Annotated in this window: 23 protein-coding genes and 1 rRNA gene; 10 read left to right on the forward strand and 14 right to left on the reverse strand. The window is 44.0% G+C overall.

The window, feature by feature from the left end; translation table 11 throughout:
* Nucleotides 1-10: 10 nt before the first annotated feature.
* Both fliS and ACYVD3_RS13075 read left to right on the forward strand, forming a co-directional pair.
* Nucleotides 11-379: a flagellar export chaperone FliS gene (fliS, locus tag ACYVD3_RS13070; RefSeq protein WP_460642962.1), complete on the forward strand. Its 369-nt coding sequence runs from the start codon at nucleotides 11-13 to the stop codon at nucleotides 377-379.
* A gap of 75 nt (nucleotides 380-454) precedes the next feature.
* Nucleotides 455-853, forward strand: a complete 399-nt coding sequence (locus ACYVD3_RS13075) for a hypothetical protein (RefSeq protein ID WP_460642963.1) — start codon at nucleotides 455-457, stop codon at nucleotides 851-853.
* On the opposite strand, the gene ACYVD3_RS13080 is transcribed toward ACYVD3_RS13075, so the two are convergent.
* The gene (locus ACYVD3_RS13080) at nucleotides 850-1,575 is read right to left on the reverse strand and encodes a C39 family peptidase (RefSeq protein ID WP_460642964.1); all 726 of its coding nucleotides are present in this window, start codon (nucleotides 1,573-1,575) and stop codon (nucleotides 850-852) included. The two genes, ACYVD3_RS13075 and ACYVD3_RS13080, sit on opposite strands and share 4 nt — an antisense overlap.
* A 238-nt stretch (nucleotides 1,576-1,813) precedes the next feature.
* On the opposite strand from ACYVD3_RS13080, the gene ACYVD3_RS13085 reads away from it, so the two are divergent.
* Complete coding sequence (locus tag ACYVD3_RS13085; protein ID WP_460642965.1) at nucleotides 1,814-3,103, forward strand: nucleotidyltransferase domain-containing protein; 1,290 nt, start codon at nucleotides 1,814-1,816, stop codon at nucleotides 3,101-3,103.
* A gap of 1 nt (nucleotide 3,104) precedes the next feature.
* Here the strand turns inward: ACYVD3_RS13085 and ACYVD3_RS13090 are convergent, their stop codons facing one another.
* From ACYVD3_RS13090 to ACYVD3_RS13140, 11 genes are all read right to left on the reverse strand, one after another.
* A complete protein-coding gene (locus ACYVD3_RS13090; RefSeq protein ID WP_460642966.1) occupies nucleotides 3,105-3,356 on the reverse strand; it encodes a carbon storage regulator in 252 nt (83 codons plus the stop codon).
* Nucleotide 3,357: 1 nt separating this feature from the next.
* A complete protein-coding gene (fliW, locus tag ACYVD3_RS13095) occupies nucleotides 3,358-3,804 on the reverse strand; it encodes a flagellar assembly protein FliW (protein WP_460642967.1) in 447 nt (148 codons plus the stop codon).
* Nucleotides 3,805-3,826: 22 nt separating this feature from the next.
* Nucleotides 3,827-4,435 carry a DUF6470 family protein gene (locus ACYVD3_RS13100; protein WP_460642968.1) on the reverse strand — a complete coding sequence of 203 codons (609 nt, stop codon included), beginning with the start codon at nucleotides 4,433-4,435 and terminating at the stop codon, nucleotides 3,827-3,829.
* Between the two features lie 21 nt (nucleotides 4,436-4,456).
* Nucleotides 4,457-5,470 (reverse strand): flagellin N-terminal helical domain-containing protein, encoded by a 1,014-nt coding sequence (locus ACYVD3_RS13105; protein ID WP_460642969.1) that lies wholly within the window; start codon nucleotides 5,468-5,470, stop codon nucleotides 4,457-4,459.
* A gap of 11 nt (nucleotides 5,471-5,481) precedes the next feature.
* A complete protein-coding gene (locus tag ACYVD3_RS13110; RefSeq protein WP_460642970.1) occupies nucleotides 5,482-7,524 on the reverse strand; it encodes a flagellar hook-associated protein FlgK in 2,043 nt (680 codons plus the stop codon).
* Nucleotides 7,521-7,946, reverse strand: a complete 426-nt coding sequence (locus ACYVD3_RS13115; protein ID WP_460642971.1) for a flagellar protein FlgN — start codon at nucleotides 7,944-7,946, stop codon at nucleotides 7,521-7,523. Before ACYVD3_RS13115 ends, ACYVD3_RS13110 begins: the two co-directional genes overlap by 4 nt.
* Nucleotides 7,939-8,262 (reverse strand): flagellar biosynthesis anti-sigma factor FlgM, encoded by a 324-nt coding sequence (locus ACYVD3_RS13120; protein WP_460642972.1) that lies wholly within the window; start codon nucleotides 8,260-8,262, stop codon nucleotides 7,939-7,941. Before ACYVD3_RS13120 ends, ACYVD3_RS13115 begins: the two co-directional genes overlap by 8 nt.
* A 106-nt stretch (nucleotides 8,263-8,368) precedes the next feature.
* Nucleotides 8,369-9,415, reverse strand: coding sequence for a protein-glutamate methylesterase/protein-glutamine glutaminase (locus tag ACYVD3_RS13125; RefSeq protein ID WP_460642973.1), 1,047 nt, complete (start codon nucleotides 9,413-9,415; stop codon nucleotides 8,369-8,371).
* Between the two features lie 150 nt (nucleotides 9,416-9,565).
* Entirely contained in the window at nucleotides 9,566-10,378 is an 813-nt protein-coding gene (locus tag ACYVD3_RS13130; RefSeq protein WP_460642974.1) for a CheR family methyltransferase, read from the reverse strand.
* Between the two features lie 13 nt (nucleotides 10,379-10,391).
* Nucleotides 10,392-10,889, reverse strand: coding sequence for a chemotaxis protein CheW (locus tag ACYVD3_RS13135; protein WP_460642975.1), 498 nt, complete (start codon nucleotides 10,887-10,889; stop codon nucleotides 10,392-10,394).
* A gap of 22 nt (nucleotides 10,890-10,911) precedes the next feature.
* Nucleotides 10,912-13,041 carry a chemotaxis protein CheW gene (locus ACYVD3_RS13140; RefSeq protein ID WP_460642976.1) on the reverse strand — a complete coding sequence of 710 codons (2,130 nt, stop codon included), beginning with the start codon at nucleotides 13,039-13,041 and terminating at the stop codon, nucleotides 10,912-10,914.
* Between the two features lie 126 nt (nucleotides 13,042-13,167).
* Between ACYVD3_RS13140 and ACYVD3_RS13145 the strand changes: the two genes are divergently transcribed.
* From ACYVD3_RS13145 to ACYVD3_RS13170, 6 genes are all read left to right on the forward strand, one after another.
* Nucleotides 13,168-14,589 carry a hypothetical protein gene (locus ACYVD3_RS13145; RefSeq protein WP_460642977.1) on the forward strand — a complete coding sequence of 474 codons (1,422 nt, stop codon included), beginning with the start codon at nucleotides 13,168-13,170 and terminating at the stop codon, nucleotides 14,587-14,589.
* A complete protein-coding gene (locus ACYVD3_RS13150; RefSeq protein WP_460642978.1) occupies nucleotides 14,576-14,923 on the forward strand; it encodes an EscU/YscU/HrcU family type III secretion system export apparatus switch protein in 348 nt (115 codons plus the stop codon). The genes ACYVD3_RS13145 and ACYVD3_RS13150 overlap by 14 nt, the downstream gene beginning before the upstream one ends.
* A gap of 3 nt (nucleotides 14,924-14,926) precedes the next feature.
* A complete protein-coding gene (locus tag ACYVD3_RS13155; RefSeq protein WP_460642979.1) occupies nucleotides 14,927-15,574 on the forward strand; it encodes a PilZ domain-containing protein in 648 nt (215 codons plus the stop codon).
* Between the two features lie 73 nt (nucleotides 15,575-15,647).
* Nucleotides 15,648-17,012 (forward strand): N-acetylmuramoyl-L-alanine amidase family protein, encoded by a 1,365-nt coding sequence (locus ACYVD3_RS13160; RefSeq protein ID WP_460642980.1) that lies wholly within the window; start codon nucleotides 15,648-15,650, stop codon nucleotides 17,010-17,012.
* Entirely contained in the window at nucleotides 17,000-18,067 is a 1,068-nt protein-coding gene (locus ACYVD3_RS13165) for an N-acetylmuramoyl-L-alanine amidase family protein (protein ID WP_460642981.1), read from the forward strand. Before ACYVD3_RS13160 ends, ACYVD3_RS13165 begins: the two co-directional genes overlap by 13 nt.
* A 29-nt stretch (nucleotides 18,068-18,096) precedes the next feature.
* The gene (locus tag ACYVD3_RS13170; protein ID WP_460642982.1) at nucleotides 18,097-18,819 is read left to right on the forward strand and encodes a lytic transglycosylase domain-containing protein; all 723 of its coding nucleotides are present in this window, start codon (nucleotides 18,097-18,099) and stop codon (nucleotides 18,817-18,819) included.
* 113 nt (nucleotides 18,820-18,932) lie between these two features.
* Here ACYVD3_RS13170 and ACYVD3_RS13175 read toward each other — a convergent pair whose 3' ends face one another.
* Both ACYVD3_RS13175 and ACYVD3_RS13180 read right to left on the reverse strand, forming a co-directional pair.
* Nucleotides 18,933-19,313 carry a response regulator transcription factor gene (locus ACYVD3_RS13175; protein ID WP_460642983.1) on the reverse strand — a complete coding sequence of 127 codons (381 nt, stop codon included), beginning with the start codon at nucleotides 19,311-19,313 and terminating at the stop codon, nucleotides 18,933-18,935.
* A gap of 21 nt (nucleotides 19,314-19,334) precedes the next feature.
* Nucleotides 19,335-21,065 (reverse strand): DUF342 domain-containing protein, encoded by a 1,731-nt coding sequence (locus ACYVD3_RS13180; RefSeq protein WP_460642984.1) that lies wholly within the window; start codon nucleotides 21,063-21,065, stop codon nucleotides 19,335-19,337.
* A gap of 1,338 nt (nucleotides 21,066-22,403) precedes the next feature.
* On the opposite strand from ACYVD3_RS13180, the gene ACYVD3_RS13185 reads away from it, so the two are divergent.
* A 16S ribosomal RNA gene (locus tag ACYVD3_RS13185) occupies nucleotides 22,404-22,475 on the forward strand; the annotation flags it as partial.

Raw genomic sequence — 22,475 nt, forward strand, 5'->3', positions numbered from 1 at the left:
GGTGTAGATCATGGCTTCATACGGATACCAGCATTATAAAGAACAGACAGTGAATACAATGACTCCCGGGGAAATGCTCAATCTTCTTTATGATGAATTGCTTAAACGGCTGACTCGGGCAGAGCTTGCATTAGAGAAAGAAGATTATGAGCTTTTCGAGCAGTCTGTTCAGCGGGCGGTGGATATCGTCACTTATTTAAAGGATACTTTGAATTATAATTATGAAATCAGTGCTGAACTGAGACGGATGTATGATTTTTTTCTGTATGAGTTTAGCCGGATAAGGGCTGGAAGAAATTCAGATGTGATAGAAGAGGTCAGGCCCTTGATTATTGATCTGCGTGAAGCATTTAAGGAAGCGCAGCGATTAAACAGCTAGAAACGCCGGCCTGGAGGGGAGGAAGCATTCCTCTCCGGCCGTTTTATTATTTAAGTATGTGGATTGGGGGATAACATGGACGATTCGATGCTGATTGAGATTCTAAAAGAAATGCAGAATAAATATCAATGTATTGTAGAAATAGAGCGCATTACTCAGGAAATTGGGGAATCCCTGTCCCGAAATGACCGGACTTCCGTGCAGCTCCTTCTGGGAATGCGACAGGAAGTAATGGATAAGGCGGATATCCATGAAAGGAATATGAACTGTCTTGTATCAGTCCTGCCTCCTATGGAAGCAGCCCAGGTCAGGGATTGGTCAAGAGGAAATGATGACCACAAGCCTGTCAGCCCTGTGGCTGAGAAGCTTGTGGAAAGAGGAAAAAATTTCCAGTTCGTGCGGAAACGGGTCATTGAGATGGACCGCCATATAAGTACCCGCCTGGCCGGAAAAGACTCCTACTACAAACCTTAATGAACGGGATCCGGGAGGCCGATTGTCCATAAAGGTCCTCCGCTTCCTGAACGGTAGTTTAATTCTTGGAAAATCAAAGAGGAATCCCAGTCAAATTTTGTATTATCGTAGTTGTTAGGGTCAGCGATCCGGAACTTACCCTCTCCCATGGAGCGGGTGATAATGATAAAATGCCCCTGCTGGGTAAAATGGCCTTTTTTCATAAGGGCAACAACCAGATGCCCGGAATCCAGGGAATTTTCAAGCCCCTGAACGGTATAATCTTTCAGCGGTACGGCTTTCAGCCCATAGGCGGAAGCGCTGTCAGTGATTAATCTGTGGTAGGAACCTTGACTGGGGCACCAGCCGTTATTCTGAGCGGCCCAGGCGGCCACGTCAGAGGGAAGCACTTGATTGCCTGTAAAACTGGTGATCAGCATAGCCATGACCGTAGGGCCGCAGCCATAGGTGGAAAGAGGGTCTTTTCCTCCATAAAGAAAGTTACCCCATCTGGCATCCCCTTGATTATAATAAGTAAGAGGACCGGATGCACTGTCAAGCATGACATCGTATTTTCCTTCCTGGGGAATTTCGGCCGCCGCAGGCTGGGAGCTTATCTCTGGGGGTACATGAGAAACAGCCGCAGCTTCCCCGCTGATTTGGCCGTTAAATGAAAAAAACGTGGCAAATGGAACAGCGGCTAAGAATATAGTTTTAAATAGGATAGAATAGAATCTGGTCACTTAATTCACCTTTTCTATGGTAAAGATATTAGTTTCATGTCTACAATAGTTATCGAACGGATATCCGGTAAAGTTAAGATTATTATAAAAAAACCGGTATATAAAACTGGAAATATTTAAAAGGAAAAAGCTGCGGCAATTAAAAGAATCATTTGGATTCATTGTCTCGCATAACAGTTAATTAGATATTAAATTGCCGGCGGCAAGAAATGACCGGTTGATTGAGGATGGAAAATGAATGAGTAAAGGATATGAAGAGCGGTATTTAATATTATTACTGTCGGCGATATTGAACCAAAAGCCCTCTCCGGAGCCGCTGCGCCCTCCGGATTGGGATAAGATGTTCCGGCTGGCTGATTATCATAATGTGGCTCATGCCGTTTATTATGGAATCATGGGACTGGAGGAGAATATCCCTCAGGCCATACGTCAGCGTTTCTTTGACAAATACCTGGAAGCAGTTCATCGAACTGACCGGTTGAGGGCAGGAGAAAAACAGATGCTGGCCCTTTTGGAACGAAATAAGGTCAATTGCTTTGTTTTAAGGTATTCTGATACTGTCAAATACTATCCCATTGAGGAGATGTGCTGCAGGGAATTTATTGAGATTGGTACGGATAAAAAATATGGGCGGTCAATTGGAGACATTCTGGAAAGGGCGGATTATGAGGAACGCCATACAGAGGAGCGGGGACATTTGTATTACCGGGTACCTGGAATCAGGATTTTATATTACACCCACAACATGTTTTTCAGCAAACCCATGAGAAAATATTTTAAAAGCCTGCTGACCGCTTTACCTAATAGAAAAGGGTATAAGTATGTACGTGATATGACTCCTGATAACCAATATCTCTTTCTCATGTGCAGGCTGACTGACTGCTATGCCAGGGGAGAGATCAGCATGAACCAGATCATGGACTTTTGGGTGTTTTACAAAAAATATGGAGAAGTTTTTTCCTGGCCATATATCTATGAAAAGTTAAAAAAGCTTAAAATTGCAGATTTTGCAGAAAAACTGGAATATCTTATACTCCGCTGGTTTGGTACCGGGGCGGGGATCGAGAATACAGAGATCTATGATGCCATGGAGTCTTATATCCTGACCAAGGGATCGGAGGGAAGGGAGATCAGCTCCCAATTTCTTCCTCTGATTAAAACAGTTGCAGACTGCTATGCCAGAGACAGGAGAGCGGAAAAGTTCAGAAAAATAATTAAATGGCTGTTTCCTGACAGAAGATATATGGAAACCATTTATCCGGCTCTGGGAAATATGGGGGTTCTCCTGCCTCTTTTCTGGCTTATGCGCCTTGGGCGGTATTCCATAAGATCCGTTTTCCATGGGGCAAAAGAAAAGATACTCTTAAGGCTTGTTGTGATGTTTCCTTTTTTAAAAAGGATTGATGTCTGGATAAAAAATAAAAGATTAAATAAGCAGAAAAAAGATAGGGAACATGTGGCTGATCAGCCATTGGAAGCAGGGGATCAGGAACAGGCGAAAGAAAAAACAGCGGAAATACCGAAGTGAATCAGGTATCTCCGCTGTTTTTACGTTCATTGATCAAATCTTTGATTTTGGATATTGAGCCGGCGCTCAGAGAAATGGAGGCTGCTTCCTGATTTGCAGAGGCCGCTTCAATTAACTCTGTGCGCAAAATGGATACATCTCTTGGCGCGTCAATGGCCAGCTTTACCCAGTCATTTCCAATCTCCAGAACGGTTATGCTGATATTGTCTCCAATGGTGAGCGACTGCTCTTTTTTTCTTTGAAGTATAAGCATCCTAATCCTCCTTTTTTACGAAATCTTTAATCAGATGTCGAAATTGATATAGTGGATTATCCAGGATTACCTGTCTGGCTTCACGATTTTCAATATTTACAGCAATGGGACATTTTAAGTTCACAGTGCTGTGATCCATGGAATCATGGATCACGCATATCACGTAGTAAGAAATTCCGTCGTCCTCTTGAGATACATTTAAAAGTTTTCTGTCTTCCTCGGATAATACAGGAGCATAATCAGCATATAGCTGGAATGGATTCATGAGGATAAATGAAACGCTAAAATCCTCTACAGATTGAAGGCAGATCAACGCATCACTGTTATCCTGAAAGGCTAGGGGAACATAATTCTTCAAATGGGTAAAACCAAATAATCCATCAGAAAAGTGTATCAATTCATTTTCAGAACAGGAAATAGTGTCAAAATATTGTGTTTGGATTTCCATGGGTACCTCCCAGAGTATAGGATTAAGCAAGCACATCTACCGGAGTGTGGTTGAAAAAGTCAGCGGCGCTGGGGGGAACATAGATCGGCTTGCCGATATATTCGATTTGTACATCAGGCATTTGAGTGATTGACAGCTCCACCTTGCCTGGAATAAATTCAAAATCCCCATTTGCAACTTTTAAATCAAAGCTTAACTTATCCATTTGATATTTGATATTTAAATCAGGATCGGACCACTGAATGTCAGGGCCTGTAGTGGGAAGAAATTGTAAACCAAATTCTCCTGTGGGCATTTGAGCGCGCTGGCTGATAATCTGGTCAAGTGGGTTTGAAATTCTGGGATCTAACAAAAGCGCTCCCTCCTCTGCATAGTTTGCGGTAGCTTCCGACGCGGCAGCCTTTCCGTAAGAAGCTGATTGGCGAACGCTTTCCATAGTGGTTGGACAAACAGAATTACGCGCATTGTAAGTATCGATGAACACTTTAATGGGCTGGCTTTCTATAGATCTATCCCCTTTTTCCCTGTTCATCTGGAGTTCGGCTGTTGAACGTTTGTATTCCAGCCTGGCTTTTTGAATCTTTAGTTCATATTTAAGCGGTATGGTCGTTATTCGAAGCAATGGTTCCATATGAGACACCTCCAATCATGCTTAACGCATAAAATCAATAAAAGATGGTGACAAGATACTGGTTCCAACTTTTAAGGCTGCATTGTAGGCGTACTGATTCCACATATAATCGGTAATTGCAGCCGCAGGGTCAATTCCCTCCACCTTTTCCATCTGCTCCTGCAAGGAAATATCGGCATTCTCTAATCGATCCTTTGTTGTAGTCAGGAATTCTGACTTGACGCCTAAATCGGTAATTCCGTTCATTATGTTTGTGCTTACACTCTTAAACTTATTCATAAGCTTTCCAAAAGCATCTGCATCAAAGTTTTCTTCTTCTAATGCATCAGCCAATTGACCGGCTAAAACAATGGCATTGTTGCTCATTCCATCCTTGTCTTTCCCATATCCGATTGCTTTAATGCCTGGAAGGGAAATGTTAAATGCGCTGGAAGGAACTACCTGGTCAGCCTCATCAAGGGACAGTCCCATGCCCAGGTCAACGTAGAGCTTTTCATTGGACAGATTGGTAAGGCTGGCGTAATTAGAGGTATTCTGAGCTGCATCTACATCAATACCCCGGTAGGTAAGGGTTTTGTTATCGGAAGACAAATTAAAAGGAGCGTTTTTTCCATCGGACCCTGCGAATAAAAAGGTGTCCTCGTATGTAGCATTAAGGCTTAAAACCATGGATTTCTGGTATTGGCGGATAGCGGAAGCAAAGGTCTGTCTTGTTTCCTTTGTCTGCTTATCACCGCTCATGGCCTGAACATTGTAATCCTCGCTGATTGTCTTAACGATGTTGGATACCTGGGTAAGAGCGCCTTCCTGCCCGTCCAGGCGGGACTGTATATCCGTCAGCATACTTAAGTTATCCTGGATTTTATAATATTTACGGTGAAGCTGGGAGGCACGGGCTGCTGAACCAGGATCCTCTGCCACGCTGTTAAAACTGCGCTGGGTCATAACACGGGTCCTGGACAGATTCAAATTATCTATTGTGGTTGAAAGATTGCTCTTATAGTCTCTTAATATCGCATTCGTTGTAATTCTCATTTTATTACCTCCTATCTGCCGACGATTCCTGTATTGTTGATCAAAACGTTCAGTATTTCATCAAGAGTGGTCATAAGACGTGCGGCAGCCGTATAGGACCTTTGATACTGCATGAGGTTGATACCCTCTTCATCTAAGGAAACTCCGGATACGGAATCCTTACTGTTGGCAGTCTGTTTAAGAACAGATACATGATTGGTCAGAATCGCCTTATTGGCGGAACTGTCAATACCCTGTATATTCTCCAGGTTGGAATAGCATTGGGAGAAATTACCGTTGTAGTAAGTCAGAGATCCGGTCTGAGGTATGCCGTTCTTATCCTTATAAGTATATTCATATTTAAAATCCCTTTCCTCGGTCAGAGATTTTATCATCCGGATAATGTTGTCATTGGCAGTTGAACCGGCATTTTCATCGTGAGAGGAAATAATATGGATGGTGTTGTTCATCCAGTCGTCAGAGATTTTAATATTGTTTGCCGTAAAGGTCTTACTGCCGTCAGAGGTTTTAAATAGATCAAAATTCTTAATGTTGAGAGGATCTGCCTTATAAGTAAGGGAGAAGTCCAAGCCATTCCCTGCTTTTATGCTGGTGCTGTTAATTTCAGTACCTGCTGTCAGAGGAGCAGTGCTGGTCCATGTAAGCTTTCCTGTACCGGACTGATAAGCCCAGGTGCCTGGAGTAGCAGAACCGTTTACCGTCATATTGGGAGCGTCAGTGTCCAACTGGGCAGCCAGATTCACCAGACTTCCTTCAAGATTGGAGCCGATGGCAATGGTACCGCCTGTGCCGTCCCCAAATGTATAGGTTTGGCCGTTTATGCTTATTTTTTCCTTATTTAAGAAATTTCCCGTGGAGTTTAAAAAGCTTAAACTGTATTCTGCTTTTTCAGAACCGGTACTGGTCAATTCCTTGGCAACACCGTTGGTGGGAATCCCCGTAGCTCCTGTGTAAGGGAACGTATTTGTATTCAGCTTGTTTAATGTCTGGGCAAAGGTCTGCACAAAGGCATCAAAGGATTTTTCATAATAGCCGATTCCCCTGTAATCAGTTGCCGGACTGTCCAGTTCTCCGGACTTGTTTAACACATCCACCAGGCCCTTTAAAGACCCTTCCTTGAGATACCCGGTGATATCTGTTTTTAAAGAAGAGACATTAGCGCCGGCAGGGAAATCACTGGCAGGAATAAGGGAAATAGAAACACTTCCATTGTAATTGCCGTCTATGCCTTTGTCCCGTTCTAAGGAAAGGGAGGCAAAATTTTCTCCATGTTCGCCTGCGGTAAGATTGTATATTGCTCCGTCAGATCCGGTGAATTTCACTACCGGGTAACTAAGTCTTGAATCGCTGGATATGGCCACTTCCTTGTATGAAACGCTGATGGGAAGATAGGAGGCCAGTTCATCCAGCTTTAAATTCCTTTGATCCTGAAGCTCAAGAGCCGGATTACCAAGAACCTGGCTTTTCCAGATGGCATCATTTAATTCTCCGAGATCGGAAAGAAGTCCGTTTACGGTTGGGATATCTGTGTTTTCCAGGCCGCTGATGGTTTCCTCCCGGACACTGCTTAAGTCAGCGGACTTTTGATGAATGTAATTTAAGAGAACCTGACATCTGGAACGCACGATGCTGTCAAATTCGCCGTTATTTGCGTTGGAGGACAGCTTGTCCAAGCTGCTGCTTAAATCGCTGAGAGCCTTCTTCAAAGCTTCCTTATCTGTTTCGTCAAAAATATCCGCCAACTGATCCAGGGTTCCCTGGTGAGCATCGGCGGTGCCTACCTTGGCAATCTGGTTCCGATACTGTACATCTAGAAAAGGATCACGTACCTGGGAGATTCCTGTGATTTCAACGCCATAACCAATTTTTGAAGCGGGACCGGTGCTTACCACATCACCGCCTCTTAAATTAAGGCTTACAAGATCTACCTGCTGCTTGGTGTAACCTGCTGTGTTAATGTTTGCTATATTCTGTCCGGTCACATCAAGGGCACGCTGGCTGGCACTCATGGCTAGCTGGGCGATGGTAAAACCGGAGAACGTTGATCGTGTCATAATAGTCCCTCCCATTTCGCGTTATCTGCAGTTATGACCTTGTGGGAATTGCTAAGTTCCTTATTTATCATGTGAAGATTTATTTCAATCATGGAGCGGGCGCTTTCGTTTATCTCCTGAAACTGGCGTACCTGAAATGTGAGTGAGTCAAAAAGCTTTTTTAGCTGGTTGTGCTCCGCTCCTGATGTTTTTGAAAGAATCTGCTGAAATGTATCATTTTTGTAGCCAAGCTGCTCCTGGCATGTTTCCCGTTTCTTATCAAGGCCTCTTAGCTTTAAAATGGCGGCCTGTTCCTGATTCATACAATCCTCCACATGAGTGATCCTGTTTTTTGCCGCAGCCTCCAGCTTTGATTGTTCAATGTTAATCAGTTCCTGAAACAGTTGGATCAAATCCTCGATCACAGCAATAAAGTCATTCATGGAAGTCTGCTCCTTTGTATAAAAGAATCTTTTCAGCAATCTTATTGGCATCTACCTGGTAAGTTCCATCGTCGATTCTTTGCTTTAAGCTGTCCAGCTTTTCTCCGGAAGAGGGCTGCTTCACTTCTTTCATGAGAAGATTTTTTATTTCGGCTGCAAACTTGGAATCCATTGCCTCCAGAGAAGTGGAACGTATGGTGATTTCATCATATTTGTTTTTTACGGATTCCGAAGCATTGGTCCCGGTCTGATCCTGATTTTGTCGTATCATGGATGTATTATACAGCGTATTGAAAAAGTTCGATGAAATACGCATGGAATTACTCCTTTCTGAGAGCTGAAAAAACAGTTGTTTCTTTGCTACATTTATAATATCGTCACTTTGAAGGAAATATTAACTTTGGAATGCGTAATTTCTTAAATTAAAGCGTATATAAATGCTTTAGCAGTACATTGGAAATATTGGAACAGGCAGTCTGAATGGTAACGGCTCCAATATTATAGGCCACCATGGGCATTCCATAGACAACGCAGCTTTCCGCATCCTGACCGATGGTAAAGGCACCTTTTTTCTTCATTTTGAGAAGCCCATCCGCTCCGTCACGTCCCATACCGGTCATGATGATCCCTACCGAGGAAGCGCCCGCCGCATCGGCTACGGATTGAAACAGCACATCAACAGAAGGACGGTGTCCGCTGACCTTTTCCCCGGAGTAGCAGCTTACGGTGTAGCGGCCACCTGTACGGATGACCTTCATCTGCAGGTCTCCTGGGGCGATAAGCACCTGGCCTCTTTCCACCACATCACCGGTTTGGGCCTCTTTTACATTCATCTGGCATAAGTGGTTTAAACGGTCTGCATACATTTTTGTAAATCCTTCCGGCATATGCTGGGTGACCACAATACCGGGAGTATCTGGGGGGAGATCCTTTAAGACCTGAAGCGTAGCCTCTGTTCCGCCCGTAGAAGCCCCTATGGCAATCACCGTATTGCAGGCATTGAGGCTGAATGGCCTTTGGGTGCCCATAAGCTTCTGGGAAACAATGGGAGAAGGAGCTGCGGCAGGAACTCTGATCCTGGCCCGGGAAGCAATGAATATTTTGCTTATTAACGTGTTTATAAAAGTACTGGCAGTGTTGCTGGCTGACATGTCTGGTTTTCTGACAAAATCCACGGCTCCGGCAGAAAGGGCCTCAAATACATTTAAATTAAGGGATGATACCAGGATGACAGGAACCGGATGTTTCGGCAAAAGTTTTTTTACAAAGTCAATGCCGTTTAACCGGGGCATTTCCACATCCACCGTGACAACGTCAGGTTTTAACGCCGGTATTTTTCGTTCTGCATCAAAGGCGTCAATGGCATATCCAACAACTTCAATATGAGGATTCTGAGATAGGTTATCGATCAGCACCTTGCGAAACAGCAGGGAATCATCTACTACAAAAACTCGGATTTTTTCGTTCATAATCTACTCCATTCTATGCGGATAATAAAAGCGCATACAGGCAGATGTAAAGAGTTTTACATATTCCTGATATTTAATTATAAATCTGTGTAATATAAAATCCATTTGCGGAAGAGAAAACACCGGCAAATAGATTTTATATTACACAGATTATTCTTTTCGGTATGTTGCGGGCATTAAGTACTTATAAGGTGTTTTCTCCTTATTAATCGTTTCTGAATGTCCAATGAGAAGATAGCCTCCCGGTGCAGTTGCATCATAGAAACGCTGGATCAGCGCATCTTTGGTGCTCTGGTCAAAATAAATCATTACGTTTCTGCAAAAGATAACGTCAAATTTAAGCCGGAAGTGAATGGGGTCCATCAAATTGAAGGTTTGGAAAATTACGTTTGATTTTATTGCAGGTGCTACGGAATAGATACCCTGTTCCGAGGTTTTAACAAAATATTTGGACTTCCAGGCAGGAGAAAGGTTTTTAAGGGAGTCTTCATCGTATACCGCTTCCTTTGCAGCCTTTAAGGCATTCTGGGAAATGTCAGTGGCCAGAACCCGGGTGTCCCAGAGGGCGGCCTGCGCCCCCAGGGTCTCCTTGATGATCATTGAAATTGTGTAAGGCTCCTCACCGGAAGAGCAGCCGGCGCTCCATATGCTTAAAACCTTATTTTTCTTTGTATTTAACAGATAAGGGAGTATCGTATCCCGAAAGAGCTTAAAATGGGCTTCTTCCCTCATAAAATAGGTATAATTCGTTGTAAGCTTGTTTAGCATGACTTCTAAGTCAGCCGGATTCTTGGATGAGATGACATGGTCAATGTAATCCGTAAAGGAGGTGTATCCCAGGGATATGATGGTGTTTGACAACCGTCCCATAATCAACTGCATCTTTTTTGAAAGATCAATTCCATAATTTTTTTTCACGAACTGAACCAGCCGTGTAAAGTCTTGCTGTGAAAGTGTTAGCATAAGAAGTCGTCCTTTATGAGTTATTAACTAGAGTTTCACAATCCAGAAGCAGGACAACGTGATTGTCCGGCAGGGATATCATACCGCTTACCAGATCTTCCCGGTTATTGGCGGGAACTGGGGAAATGCTGGAATAGTCAATGTCCAGAACCTGATCTACGGCATCTACGATGACTCCGATAAAAACGGAATCCACATTCAGAACGATGACGCAGGTGGTGTTGGTGTATTCAATGGCCGGTTTGCCAAGTCTTAAGCGGATATCAATGATCGGAACGATCTGGCCTCTTAAGTTGATGATTCCCTTTACATAGCCTGGCATCATAGGCATGGGGGTGATTGCATGGTTGGTGATGATCTCAATGATATAATTGGTGCTTACACCAAAAATCAGGTTATCTGTGCGAAAGGTTAAGTAGCGTTCCATAGTCTCTGGCCCGCTGGAAATAAAACCGTCCTCTGTATAATTATCTGCACCAGACATGGCTGTTCTTGTATTCTCTGCTGACATTTGTATTCCTCCAATTCCCAAATTAGTATTGATTATGTGCTGCAGCATACAGATTTAAAACGTCTAATATGATGCTGATATTGCCGTCGCCCAGAATGGTACATCCGCTGATTCCCGAATCCTTGATGTTGAAGCTGTTTAAGTATACGGGAAGCGGTTTTACAACCACCTGCTGTTCTCCCAGAAGATCATCTACAAAAAGGCAATAGGACTTGTCGCCGGATTCCACCCATACAAGGATTCCATCCTCAATGCTGGTGATTTCCGTTTCAATGTTGTAAAGCCTGTGAATGCGGATGATGGGGTAGAACTGGTTCATACATTTGATGATCTCATTGCCTTCCGTATCGTAGATCACCTCTTCGTTCTTCACCTTAAAGGACTGGCGGATGTTGGCGATGGGGATGGTAAAGACAGATTTTCCAACTGAGATTTCCATACCGTCCACAATAGCCATGGTAAGAGGGATTTTTAAAGTGGTGCACATTCCCTTTCCTAATTCGCTGGAAATGGTGATGGTGCCGCCGATGTTCTCAACGTTTTTCTTAACAACATCCATGCCGACTCCACGGCCGGAAAATTCAGTAACCACTTCGTTGGTGGAAAAACCGGGAGCAAGAAGGAGGGCCAGGATTTCTTTATGGGTGTATTCGCTTTCGGGCTTTGTGAGAACGCCGTTTTTCTTAGCTTTTGCCAGAACTCCCGCAGGGTTGACTCCCCGTCCGTCATCGCTGATGGAGATGATTACTTCATTGGTCGTATGGCTTGCGGAAAGAGTCAGCTCTCCCTGAGGATTTTTCCCCACGGCAATACGTTCTTCGGCAGTCTCTTCAATTCCGTGGTCCATGGAGTTGCGGACAATATGCATGATGGGATCACCGATGCTGTCAACGATGGATTTGTCCACTTCCGTGTTCTCGCCGATGATGGTCAGGCGCACATCCTTTTTAAGCTTTTGCTTCATATCCCGGACGATCCGGTTCATTTTCTGGAACACGCCGGATATGGGCACCATGCGCAGGGACATGACAATATCCTGGAGGTCATCGGTCAGCTTGCGAAGCTGTCTTGTAGCCTTTAAAAAGCTGTCTAAGTTTTTCAGGTTCTGGATCTCCGGAGAGGAGGTCACCATGGATTCCGTAATGACGATTTCCCCTACAATGGCAACCAGGTTATCCAGCTTTGTTAAATTCACGCTGATTAAGTTCTGTTTGCTGGGCATCTGGTGTCCGGCGTTTGCGGCGGGAGTGCTGGGGGCTCCGGCACTTTCATGGTCAGAGGCCGCGGAAGATGCCGGCACGTTCTGGGCTTCCGCCGTTGCGGAGGTTTTTGCCCGCACATTTTCAATAAGCTCATAGGAACGGATATTGTTTAAGTTATTGATTTGGGAGATTGCAATGTCCGCATCCTTGCGGGAAATAAAGGTCAGGAAAAAGCCCTTTTCAATGATGGAACTGCTGCTCTGGCTGTTGGTTTCCACATCCTCCGGATAAAAGCTAAATTCCAGTCCGGATTCTTTTAATGTGCTTATCAGCATAAATGCGCGAAGATTTTCCATCCCGCAGCCTTCGTCATAGAAGATCCTCAGGAAGAAAGGAGCCTTGTCATCGGGACAGTCTGCCAGATCCATCCGGACCTCCTCCAGGTTGACAGCCGGAGCTTCAGGGGCGGTTGTGGCAGTGGATTCCTGGGCTTTAGGAGCTTTCTGGCTTTTTTCCTTTTTTCCGGTCTCGTTATTATCCTTACTGATTTTTTTCAAGAAACTATTAATTTCCTGAGTCAGATGGTCGACATTATCACTAAGTGGCTCATTGTTTTCTACTTTTGAAACTTCAGCACGAAGCATATCAGTAGAACGGAACATTAAGTCAAAAAGGGTGCTTTTGTGAGAAATGTCAAGGGAATCCAGACCGTTCTCACGAATAAAAAAGAATAAATCTTCAATGTGGTGGGCGATCTGCATCAGGGAAGTGAACTCCATCATAGCGGAAGAACCCTTGACGGTGTGCATGATACGAAAGATTTCGTTCACATCATCCACCGTAAAATCTCCAGCCTTTTCGGCTTCTATCAGCAGTTCGTCCAATTGCTCCAGAAGAGAATTGGTTTCAAAGAGATACATATCAAGCATATTTTCCATGCCGTTATCCATAATATTTACACCGCCTTGTTTAGTTTAGTATATATCTATTTATCGGTATGGTTGGATAAAAAATAATAGTAAATTAAATAACCTTTGGAAAAAATATGTAAAACACCAGATAGATGGAGGCATAGTATGGCAGATATTTTGAAAGTTACAACACCGCTTTCCGGTTATGATAATTCGACGATAAAAAACAACCCCCAGGCCGGCCAGGGAGTCCATATCCAGAATCCTGTAGACCCTTCAAAGGTGATGAGAGGGGATAACCGCTCTGATTCCGGAGGAAACGGGGAACAGCAGTTGGCATTCCAGTACGGGTCAAATTTTGGCGCGTTTCTTAACCTGGTAAAAAATATACCGGATCTTTCCAAAATATTTACCGATATTTTTTTTCAGGGAGAAGAAGCTTTGGCAGGGGGAGTCATGGGAGAGGAAGCAGCGCAGAAGATCGCTTCCTTTTTTGAGGCAACCCAGATGCAGGCCGAAGATATCCTGCCCTTTATAAAGGAACAGACCGAATCGGCGGTCCGCTTTAACGGAGGTATTTTTGACCAGCTCCGTCAAGTGATGGCGGAAACGACTTCTGTGGATTTAAAAGCAGAAGTTTTAAATTTTGTTAGAAAATTCAGTGATATGTCTTCCGGAAAGCACATACTTCATGATATATTTAATACAGTGAAGGATATGGAGGCATATGTTTTTAAGCAGACGAGAGAGCAGATAGAGGCTTTGTTAAAGGAACTGGACTTATCTGCACCCGAAGGACAGACTTCTCAGAACAGTGCGCTTCTAAAGGAAAAGCTCCTTCCCTTTCTGGGCCGCTATATTGCGATGAATCACGATATGGGGACCATACGGGATAAGATATCCCTTTTAACGGTGCTGATAGCCAGATATGAAAATGGGGACAAGGGAGAGGTTCTTCAGTCCTTTTCCAGGCTGACGGGTTATCAGGGATTCCGTAAATTTTTCGGATCCATGACAATGGAGCAGTTCGGTGAACTTCTTAATCAGGTGGATATGGAGCAGGCGGCAGGGAAAAACCAGTGGGCGGATAAGTTTGTGGATTTTCTGAAAACCGGTGTCAAAGGGGATACCGGCCTTGAGAATAAGCAGATGTTTCAGAATATGCTCCATTCCATGGTTTTAAATGAAAGCGTTTATATGCCCCTTTTGCATCTGGCATTCCCCATGAATGTAAACGGACGGAAACTGTTCTCCGAGATGTGGATCGATCCTGATGAAGAGGGCAGCAGCACCCAGGCCGGGGCAAGGCATACGGCCAGAATTTTCATTAAATTCGATATCAGGGAATTGGGCCAGTTTAAGCTGCTGCTTTTTTATGGGGACAATGCGGCCTCCTTACAGCTTTATTATCCAGAAAGAATGCAAAAATCAGAGGCCAATATCCATAAGGGACTTAAGAATATCCTTGACCGGCATCACTTCCGGGCGGATAACATATATCTTCAGGCAGGGGGCGGACCTTCCTCCCCGGTAGAGGTATTTCCCAAAATCCATGAAAGGAAGAATTCCGTTGATGTCAGAATTTAGAAACACGTTAAATAAAAAGGCAGTTGCATTGAAGTATGACGATGCAAAGAATTCTGCTCCGGTTATTGTGGCCTCAGGTATGGGGTATATGGCGGAGAAAATAATAGAGACTGCCAATGAAAGCGGTGTGCCCGTTTATGAGGATAATTCCCTGGCAACCATTCTGACCCAGCTTGAGCTTGGGAGCCAGGTGCCGGAAGAATTATATCAGGCAATCGTGGATATCTATCTTTATCTCCTGGATTATGTGCCAGGTCCGGTGGAAAAACCAGAACCGGAGCATATAAAGGAAATAGAGGAAGAAGAAATAATAATTGAGGAAACGGTGGAGTAGGGTATGTTTATTGAATGTGAAAAAGCATGTGTTTATACTTTAGATGGTGTCTTTATTGCAGAAGTGAAGGTAGTTGATTCCCATAAGTCCAGCATGGGACTCATCTTTGAAGAGGAAGATGTGGATAAGGTTAACACAGAATCCGTGATCGTATTTTATGACAGTGTTCAGGGGCTTGTTACATGTAAATGCCGTTTGTCCGGAAGGGTGAAGATCAATGGCGACGAAAGCGGAGAAATCGGAAATGCGATCTATAAGGTTCCATGCCTGATCGACGAATTGATCGGCATAGAACAAAGACGCCGCGACCTTAAGGTCAGGGTATCGATTCCTGTCACCCTGGAGACTGCGGATGCAGACGGAAAGGTTACACACATAGCTGCTAAAGCAAAAGATATAAGCGCAGGGGGGATTGGGCTGGAAGCGGCTGTTGAATTAAAGGAGTCCCAGATCTTTTCTCTTCTGTTTGAAACTGATCACGACTGTACCAGGCTCAAGGCTTCTATTTTATGGGTGGAAAAAATATCAGATGAGAATGAGCCGCCCCGTTACCGGTATGGCAGCCGTTTCTTTGATATGACTACTTATCAGGAATCCATGGTCAGAAGATTCACATTCCTGGAACAACTTAAAAGAAGAAAGATACAATAATTGTTTATGGAGAAACCTTATTGAAATTTATAAATTGCAAAGCAAAGGTGTGTTAGTTAAAAGGAGCGATTACATGAAACAACAAAAGAGGGGATTGGGCATAGCCGTAATTATAGCTTTATGTCTGTGTCTGTTCCCTGAAAAAGCAATGGCAACGGAGTCTATCAATTCAATCAGCATCAAAGTGGTACTTAATATTGAGGCAGGGGACCGTTTGCCTGATATACAGATTGATAAAACCAGCGGGGACTGCTATGTGACTTCCGGGGATAAAAGATACACTGTCAGGGAAGCGGAGTGGGTTACCTCCACTTCAAAAGACTTAACGGTAGGAGAAGAACCCAGGATGAATGTGACTCTCACCCCTTCCGATGAATACGACGCTTATTTTAAATCCTCTTATGAAGCTACAAAGATGAAAATCACGGGAGGTTCCTATGTCAGTGCAAAACGCAAGGGCAGCGACCTAATTGTGACCTTAAGGACGAAACCCGTCAAAGGCCTGTATGCGGAACCGGAAGATGTGGGCTGGAAGGATACAAGGCTTGGCCAGGCCGTCTGGTCGAAAGGGGATAACACTTCAGGCGCTTATGAATTGTGGCTTTACTGCGGAAAAAAGCTTATTTTGAAAAAAGAGCAGGTAAAAGCCACCTCCTATAATTTCTATCCCTATATGACAGAGGAGGGAACCTATTCTTACAAGATCCGTTCTGTTCCTTTTAAACAGGAAGAACTGAAGAATGGAAAGAAAAGCGGCTGGGTGGAGTCTGACGAACTGGTCATCAGGGACCGGGATGTCTCCGATGGAACAGGGAAAGAATCAGATACGGTTGCCGGCGGGACAAACAGCACGGGAGTAAAAGAGGGCTGGGATCAGCAGTCGGGAGTATGGTACTACCGGTATGCCGATGGAACGGTCCAGGCTAATTCCTGGCTGGTGCTTGATAATGTGTGGTACCGTTTTGACCAGGAAGGGAAGATGGTGACCGGATGGTTTATCCTGAATTCCGATATCTATTATATGAATTCTAAAGGCGCCACGGTGACCGGATGGAATAATATTAATGGTACATGGTATTATTTTTACCCGGACAACGGTTACGAAGCCCCTATGGGAGCCGCTGCAACGGACTGGCAGGTCATAGACGGCTATTATTACTATTTTAACAGCCAGGGCGCTATGCAGAAGGGCTGGCTTAACCAGGCGGGAAGATGGTATTATCTGAATGCCATTCAGGGAAACCTGGAGGGAGCTATGCTAAAGGGCTGGATCATCAGGAACGGATATACATATTTTACCGGAGAGGATGGAGTCATGGTAACAGGCTGGCAGAAGATCGACGGGCTGTGGCGCTATTTTAATCAGGATGGCACCATGGCTGTTAATACGGTGATCAACGGATTTCCGGTGAATGAGGATGGGGTATGGGTACAATGATGAGAGAGAAAAGAAGAAAACTGTATTCTGTGTTCCTGGCTGTATTCACGGCGGTGCTGACATGTTTGCCGGCAGTAAAAACCTATGGTGCCGATTCCGTAGTGATCCGAAGCGTGAATCTTAAGTTTGACAGCCAGTATGGAAATGAAGAAATACTCATGCCGGGGATTTCTGCAACAACTGCCGGAGTATCGGTTAAGGAGGTTATCTGGAAACGGGACATAAGCAAATGGAAAGCAGCGAAAAATGAACGGGCCAGTGTGATTTTAACGTCAGACACCACCATATTTGCAGATGCCTACAACCGGTCTGAGTGCAAGATCACAGGAGCCAAATTTGTTTCTGCAAAAGCTCTGGATAATAATACCCTGGAAGTAAAGGTGGATTATGTTCCTGTAGTAATTTTAGGAAAAACGGCAAGGGCCGGCTGGAGCGACAGCAAAAAGACAAAGGCTGTGTGGGAAAAGGTTGAATTTGCCACAGGATATCAGGTTGCCCTGTATGCAGATGACAAGCTGAAAAAGCGTATTTCCGTGGAAACCAATACAATGGATTTATCTGAATATATGGATAAGGATGCGGTTTATTACTATGAAGTCCGGGCAATCGGTTTTTCCGCTGATGACCGTAAGTATATGAAGGAAGGGGATTATGTCACTTCTGAAGATACCATTATGGAATATGATGGTGATACATCAGGCGTCTGGAAGGGGGATACCTACAAGCAGGAAGACGGGGGGATCCCCAGGAATTCCTGGAAGCAGATATTAAACGACTGGTATTATTTTGACGGGAATGGAATCCGCCAGACAGGCTGGCTCCAATCAGGTCAAAGGTGGTATTACTTAAATCCCAAGGATGGGAAATTGCTTATGGGCTGGCAGTTTGTCAACGGGAAATGGTATTATTTAAATCCAGGAGGAGGAGAAATGCTGACAGGCTGGATACAGCCTCAGCCTGGAGTCTGGTATTTTCTGAATTCAGACGGCAGCATGGCAAGCAGCACTCATGTAGGCGGTTATTGGGTGGATGCTTCAGGAAAATGGATTCAGTAATAGTCAGAAATTGACGGGAGGATTGAATTTTGGCAACGATAGACCAGATAAAGCTGTCCGCCCTTGCAAACGCAAAGGCCGGGCAGGCAGGATATACGGCAGCTTCATCTGCCAAGGGTAATTTTAAACAGGTTTTAAAATCAGTGATAAAAGCGCCGGAAAACCTTGAGGCCATATTTTCAGAGGCTTCTAAAAAATATGGTGTTTCCGAGAAGCTGCTAAAGGCGGTTGCTAAGGCGGAATCGAATTTTAACCCGTCTGCCACTTCAAAGAAGGGGGCGGCCGGAGTGATGCAGTTAATGCCTGCTACTGCCAGATCTTTGGGAGTGGACGACCCTTATGATGCAAGAAGCAACATCATGGGCGGAGCTAAATATTTAAAAGAAAATCTGGAACGGTATAATGGAAATGTGGATCTCACTTTGGCAGCCTATAATGCCGGAAGCAACAATGTGAGCAAATACGGAGGAATCCCTCCATTTAAGGAAACACAGGAGTATGTAAAAAAGGTTAAGAATTATATGGGCTCGGGTGATACTGAAACGTCAGGGTATGCTTCGAATGTATCTAATCCGTTGGAATACCTGACAGGCCAATCCTGGGAAGGGGAAACGGAAAGCCTTGTACCGGAGAAATCCGATTATCTCTATCTGATCGAACTGATGAAGCTTCGGATGCAGATGGCTTCCTACAGTATTTCCAGTCCCCTTGATTCTGATGACTCAACGGTTGGATCAATCTATAATTTATAAAAAGAAAAGCCTAATGGGAAGTCTGAACCAACAGATTTTCCATTAGGCTTTTCTCATATAATATTCAATAACATATCATTCCAGTTATGCATAAGCCCTGCTTGCTGAACCGCTTATTTTTTGGAAATCGCGTCACTTACTTTTATCAAGGCCTCGATAAAATATGATTTTTTAATGGGCTTGAAAACAAAAGGAACATTGGGGCCTAATTCCTGCACCATCTGCAGCGTTTTATCATAGACAAGGGAACTGATAATGATAATTCCTGCTTCCGGATGATGCTCCAGCAGGCGTTTGGAAGCTTCGATACCATCGATTCCAGGCATTATGATATCCATGGTCACAATATCGGGCTTTTCTTTTTCGTAGGCTTCCAGAGCCTCTTCCCCACTTCTGCACTGATAGATTACGTCAAAATTTGTTCCTTTTAGTAACTGTTCTATTTCGTTGCGTGTTACGATTGAATCATCGACAATCATAATTGTTTTTTTCATGATAGCTTCCCTCCTTCTGATCTAATTACTTCCGATCGTAATTTCCCCTTCATTGTTTTTATAAATAATGCTTCTGGAATATTCTTCCTGGACCAGCAGGCTGGAGGAGCCGATTTTGATGCGCACCACTGGAAGGAGCTGCTGGCATTGAATCAGTCCGGACTGCTCCCTGTCGATTACAGTTATTTCATTCAAACGGTTTGTGATCTCCTGTTCCCGAAGGTTCAAATAAGTGGAAGCCTGCTTTAAACTATCCAATAGCTGCTGTTTATCCGGCCTTTGGGTAGTTTCAAGATAAGTAATATTCTTTCTTACCTCCGCCATATTATGGTGGAGCTGATCCAGCTCTCTGGAAAGACGGGAGGATTCTTCCACGTTTTTAGGTACATTGGCAATGATTAATTCAGTGATCAGCCGCCGTACTTTAGAGCCAATGATACGTGCTGTGATGCTGTTGGAAGCCAAAAGGGAGCCGCCGATAATAACTCCCATGCCGGAGGTCACCACAATATCCTGCCCGCTTTCAATTTTGGAGTTAATAATGCTTTCCGCATAGACATTGCCTCCTGCGGAGACGGTGCAGTGCTCCAGGTAACGGCATTTGACGTCAGAATCAGAGGTTAAAACACCGCGTCCGTTTCCCGACATGCCGCTGGCAATGGTAATAGATCCCTGGGCCGTAATCTGGGCACCTTCTACGGAGCCGCGGATGTCAATGTTTCCGGTGGCTTTCACCAAAAAGCCGTTTCTTACGTCTCCTGTGATCAATATGTCTCCGTCATAGTCTAAGTTTCCTGTGCTGTTATCAATATTGCCGTTTATCTTAAGGATAGGATCTACCTGGAATTTTCCATTGGCAAATGTCACATGGCCTGTTCTCTGAGAAATAAGAAGAGTCCGGTCTTCCGTAAGCACAGTATTGCGGCCTCCTGGGATGGGGACATTAGTGCCCTTGATGGTGCAGGGATAGGGCTTTCCGGTTATGGTCATACCATTTTCTCCTGGAACAGCGAGGGTAATGGTGCTGATCACTTCCCCCTCTTTGACGGATTGAATGTTATTTAGTTTTTTATAGTCTACAGACCCGTTTTCCTCTTCCTTAAATTCAAGATTAAGGGTACGTTTAAAATGGTCTTTAATGGACCCGTCGATTCCGTTGCGTGCCAGAATGCCCTTTGCAACCAGTATGGACTGGTCATAAATCTGGTTTTCAACGATTGAGTTCAGCGCGTCCGCTATGATTCCGGTGGATATACGTTCCTGATTAAGCATGGACTTCAAATCTTCTGCTTTTATACTCTCGCCACCGTTAAATGGAGGAATGACATAAATCCATGCGGCCATCTGGTTATTTGAGAGATAAAGATGGGCCTGGGCCGCCTTTGGCTGAGGTTCCAGTTCCTGGGCTGCTTCGGCTGTTCGTTTATAGACATTGGACAATGAGCGCATTTTACTGGAGAACTGAGTGCATTCACTATATAATGCTTCTTCATCCATCCGTACCGTAAGTGGATCATCAAACGGCTCCCATATAAAAGAAGGGGAGGGCGCGTTTTGTTCGATTTCAGAAGGTGCGGTTGCTGCGGCAGAACTATTTTGTTCGGTTGGATCCTCTGCTGTTTTATCAATATTCTCATTTTCGGCTTCTTCAGGCGAAATGACAGCAGTTTCAATGGATTCTTCCGAAGATTCCGCAGAACGTTTTACGTTTTGAAAAAGGCTGAAAAACCCTTTCTTGTTTTTTTCTTTCATTTTCTTCCCCTAACATTAAAAATACCTGCTACCTTTTCCCTGTAAGCAAGTAGTTGGCTGATTTTCCATGGTTTCTTTGGCTGTAGCCAGCAGGCGGCAGGATATGACCGGTCTGGTTTCACAATCAAAGAAATGCTGGCTCCGGTTTCTGGTCATTCCATTCCTATGTATATATAATCAGATGAAATTAGTCTTGAGCCTTTATGGATCAGATCCCCCGGACCAAGCCACGAGAATCTATTTCGCTGGACGTGGGATTTAGTTCTGCCCGGTCTTTTTAAGGCCACACTCTTTGGATTATCCATGGCTGAAAATGATCTGCCATGCTGATTGCCGGATATTGAATTACGGAATACCGGAATCTTTAATCCAAGACGCGTCATAGGAACACCTCCTTCTTCATTACAAATGGGCTATATATTTATATCGGCAAATCATAACATAAATATAACACAATAGTTACCATTTTGGTTACTTTATTTAAAAAAAACATAATTGGTTACACAAAATAGTCACTGGAGTTGAAACTGTGAAACTATATCTGCTGGATATGGTAGTTTCAAGGCTTGGTTTATAAACGAGTTTCTGCGTCTGTATGGAAAATACTGATCTTTTCTCTTTCCTGGTATTTATTGTGTAATAGTCTTACAACAGGGGAAAAGGCACAGGAACCCGGGCTTTTGCTTTGGTTTTATATTTTGTATGTTACCGGGCAAGAATTATCCATGATTGTTTTTAATATCAGCATATAATAGGAGGTTTCATCTTCGGCTTTTTTATAAAGGAAAAAATTATGAAAGCAATTAAAAATAATTGTTGACTTTTGTCGAATGCTTTGGTATGATATAACTCGCCGCTGAAAACGGTGGCAAAATTCCTTCCAAAACACATCGGTGATCGATGAGAAAGTTTTGAAGAAAATGAAAAAAATGGTTGACAAAAACAACCGGACATGATATCCTTTAAAAGTTGCTGCTGCGACAGCGACACGAAAAAAAGCACTTTGAAAACAGAAGATTGAACAGTATGTAAAACCCTGAAAATTCTAATAAAACAAGCCATGTTTGATGGCTTTGAATGAGAACAATTCAGAACAAATACAAGCAATTGTATACGAACCAAACAACAAGTAAAACGGGAAAAAAATTAGCTAGTTTGTTGATTTTGACCCCGGATTGAACCGAATGGCAAGTCCAAGCGGTACGCTCATGAAGCTTTGCTTCATTCGCTACCATTTGCTTCGCAAATGTTCGGAGATTTGCAAAAAAGTCCTTATGAAAGCTCGCTTTCAACAGACTTTTTCACCAATCACCGACCGCTTTCAAAGACTGTATGCTTAAATTTGAGAGTTCGATCCTGGCTCAGGATGAACGCTGGCGGCGTGCTTAACACATGCAAGTCGAGCGAAGC

The sequence above is a fragment of the Lacrimispora brassicae genome, assembly GCF_054772055.1.

Coding starts and splice junctions, on each gene's coding strand:
- ACYVD3_RS13150 (WP_460642978.1), top strand. CDS start 14,576: ATGTCAGAATTTAGAAACACGTTAAATAAAAAGGCAGTTGCATTGAAG.
- ACYVD3_RS13075 (WP_460642963.1), top strand. CDS start 455: ATGGACGATTCGATGCTGATTGAGATTCTAAAAGAAATGCAGAATAAA.
- fliW (WP_460642967.1), bottom strand. CDS start 3,804: ATGGAAATCCAAACACAATATTTTGACACTATTTCCTGTTCTGAAAAT.
- ACYVD3_RS13135 (WP_460642975.1), bottom strand. CDS start 10,889: ATGTCAGCAGAGAATACAAGAACAGCCATGTCTGGTGCAGATAATTAT.
- ACYVD3_RS13160 (WP_460642980.1), top strand. CDS start 15,648: ATGAAACAACAAAAGAGGGGATTGGGCATAGCCGTAATTATAGCTTTA.
- ACYVD3_RS13125 (WP_460642973.1), bottom strand. CDS start 9,415: ATGAACGAAAAAATCCGAGTTTTTGTAGTAGATGATTCCCTGCTGTTT.
- ACYVD3_RS13180 (WP_460642984.1), bottom strand. CDS start 21,065: ATGAAAGAAAAAAACAAGAAAGGGTTTTTCAGCCTTTTTCAAAACGTA.
- ACYVD3_RS13085 (WP_460642965.1), top strand. CDS start 1,814: ATGAGTAAAGGATATGAAGAGCGGTATTTAATATTATTACTGTCGGCG.
- ACYVD3_RS13130 (WP_460642974.1), bottom strand. CDS start 10,378: ATGCTAACACTTTCACAGCAAGACTTTACACGGCTGGTTCAGTTCGTG.
- ACYVD3_RS13105 (WP_460642969.1), bottom strand. CDS start 5,470: ATGAGAATTACAACGAATGCGATATTAAGAGACTATAAGAGCAATCTT.
- ACYVD3_RS13115 (WP_460642971.1), bottom strand. CDS start 7,946: ATGAATGACTTTATTGCTGTGATCGAGGATTTGATCCAACTGTTTCAG.
- ACYVD3_RS13140 (WP_460642976.1), bottom strand. CDS start 13,041: ATGGATAACGGCATGGAAAATATGCTTGATATGTATCTCTTTGAAACC.
- ACYVD3_RS13155 (WP_460642979.1), top strand. CDS start 14,927: ATGTTTATTGAATGTGAAAAAGCATGTGTTTATACTTTAGATGGTGTC.
- ACYVD3_RS13145 (WP_460642977.1), top strand. CDS start 13,168: ATGGCAGATATTTTGAAAGTTACAACACCGCTTTCCGGTTATGATAAT.
- ACYVD3_RS13090 (WP_460642966.1), bottom strand. CDS start 3,356: ATGCTTATACTTCAAAGAAAAAAAGAGCAGTCGCTCACCATTGGAGAC.
- fliS (WP_460642962.1), top strand. CDS start 11: ATGGCTTCATACGGATACCAGCATTATAAAGAACAGACAGTGAATACA.
- ACYVD3_RS13100 (WP_460642968.1), bottom strand. CDS start 4,435: ATGGAACCATTGCTTCGAATAACGACCATACCGCTTAAATATGAACTA.
- ACYVD3_RS13120 (WP_460642972.1), bottom strand. CDS start 8,262: ATGCGTATTTCATCGAACTTTTTCAATACGCTGTATAATACATCCATG.
- ACYVD3_RS13175 (WP_460642983.1), bottom strand. CDS start 19,313: ATGAAAAAAACAATTATGATTGTCGATGATTCAATCGTAACACGCAAC.
- ACYVD3_RS13165 (WP_460642981.1), top strand. CDS start 17,000: ATGGGTACAATGATGAGAGAGAAAAGAAGAAAACTGTATTCTGTGTTC.
- ACYVD3_RS13110 (WP_460642970.1), bottom strand. CDS start 7,524: ATGACACGATCAACGTTCTCCGGTTTTACCATCGCCCAGCTAGCCATG.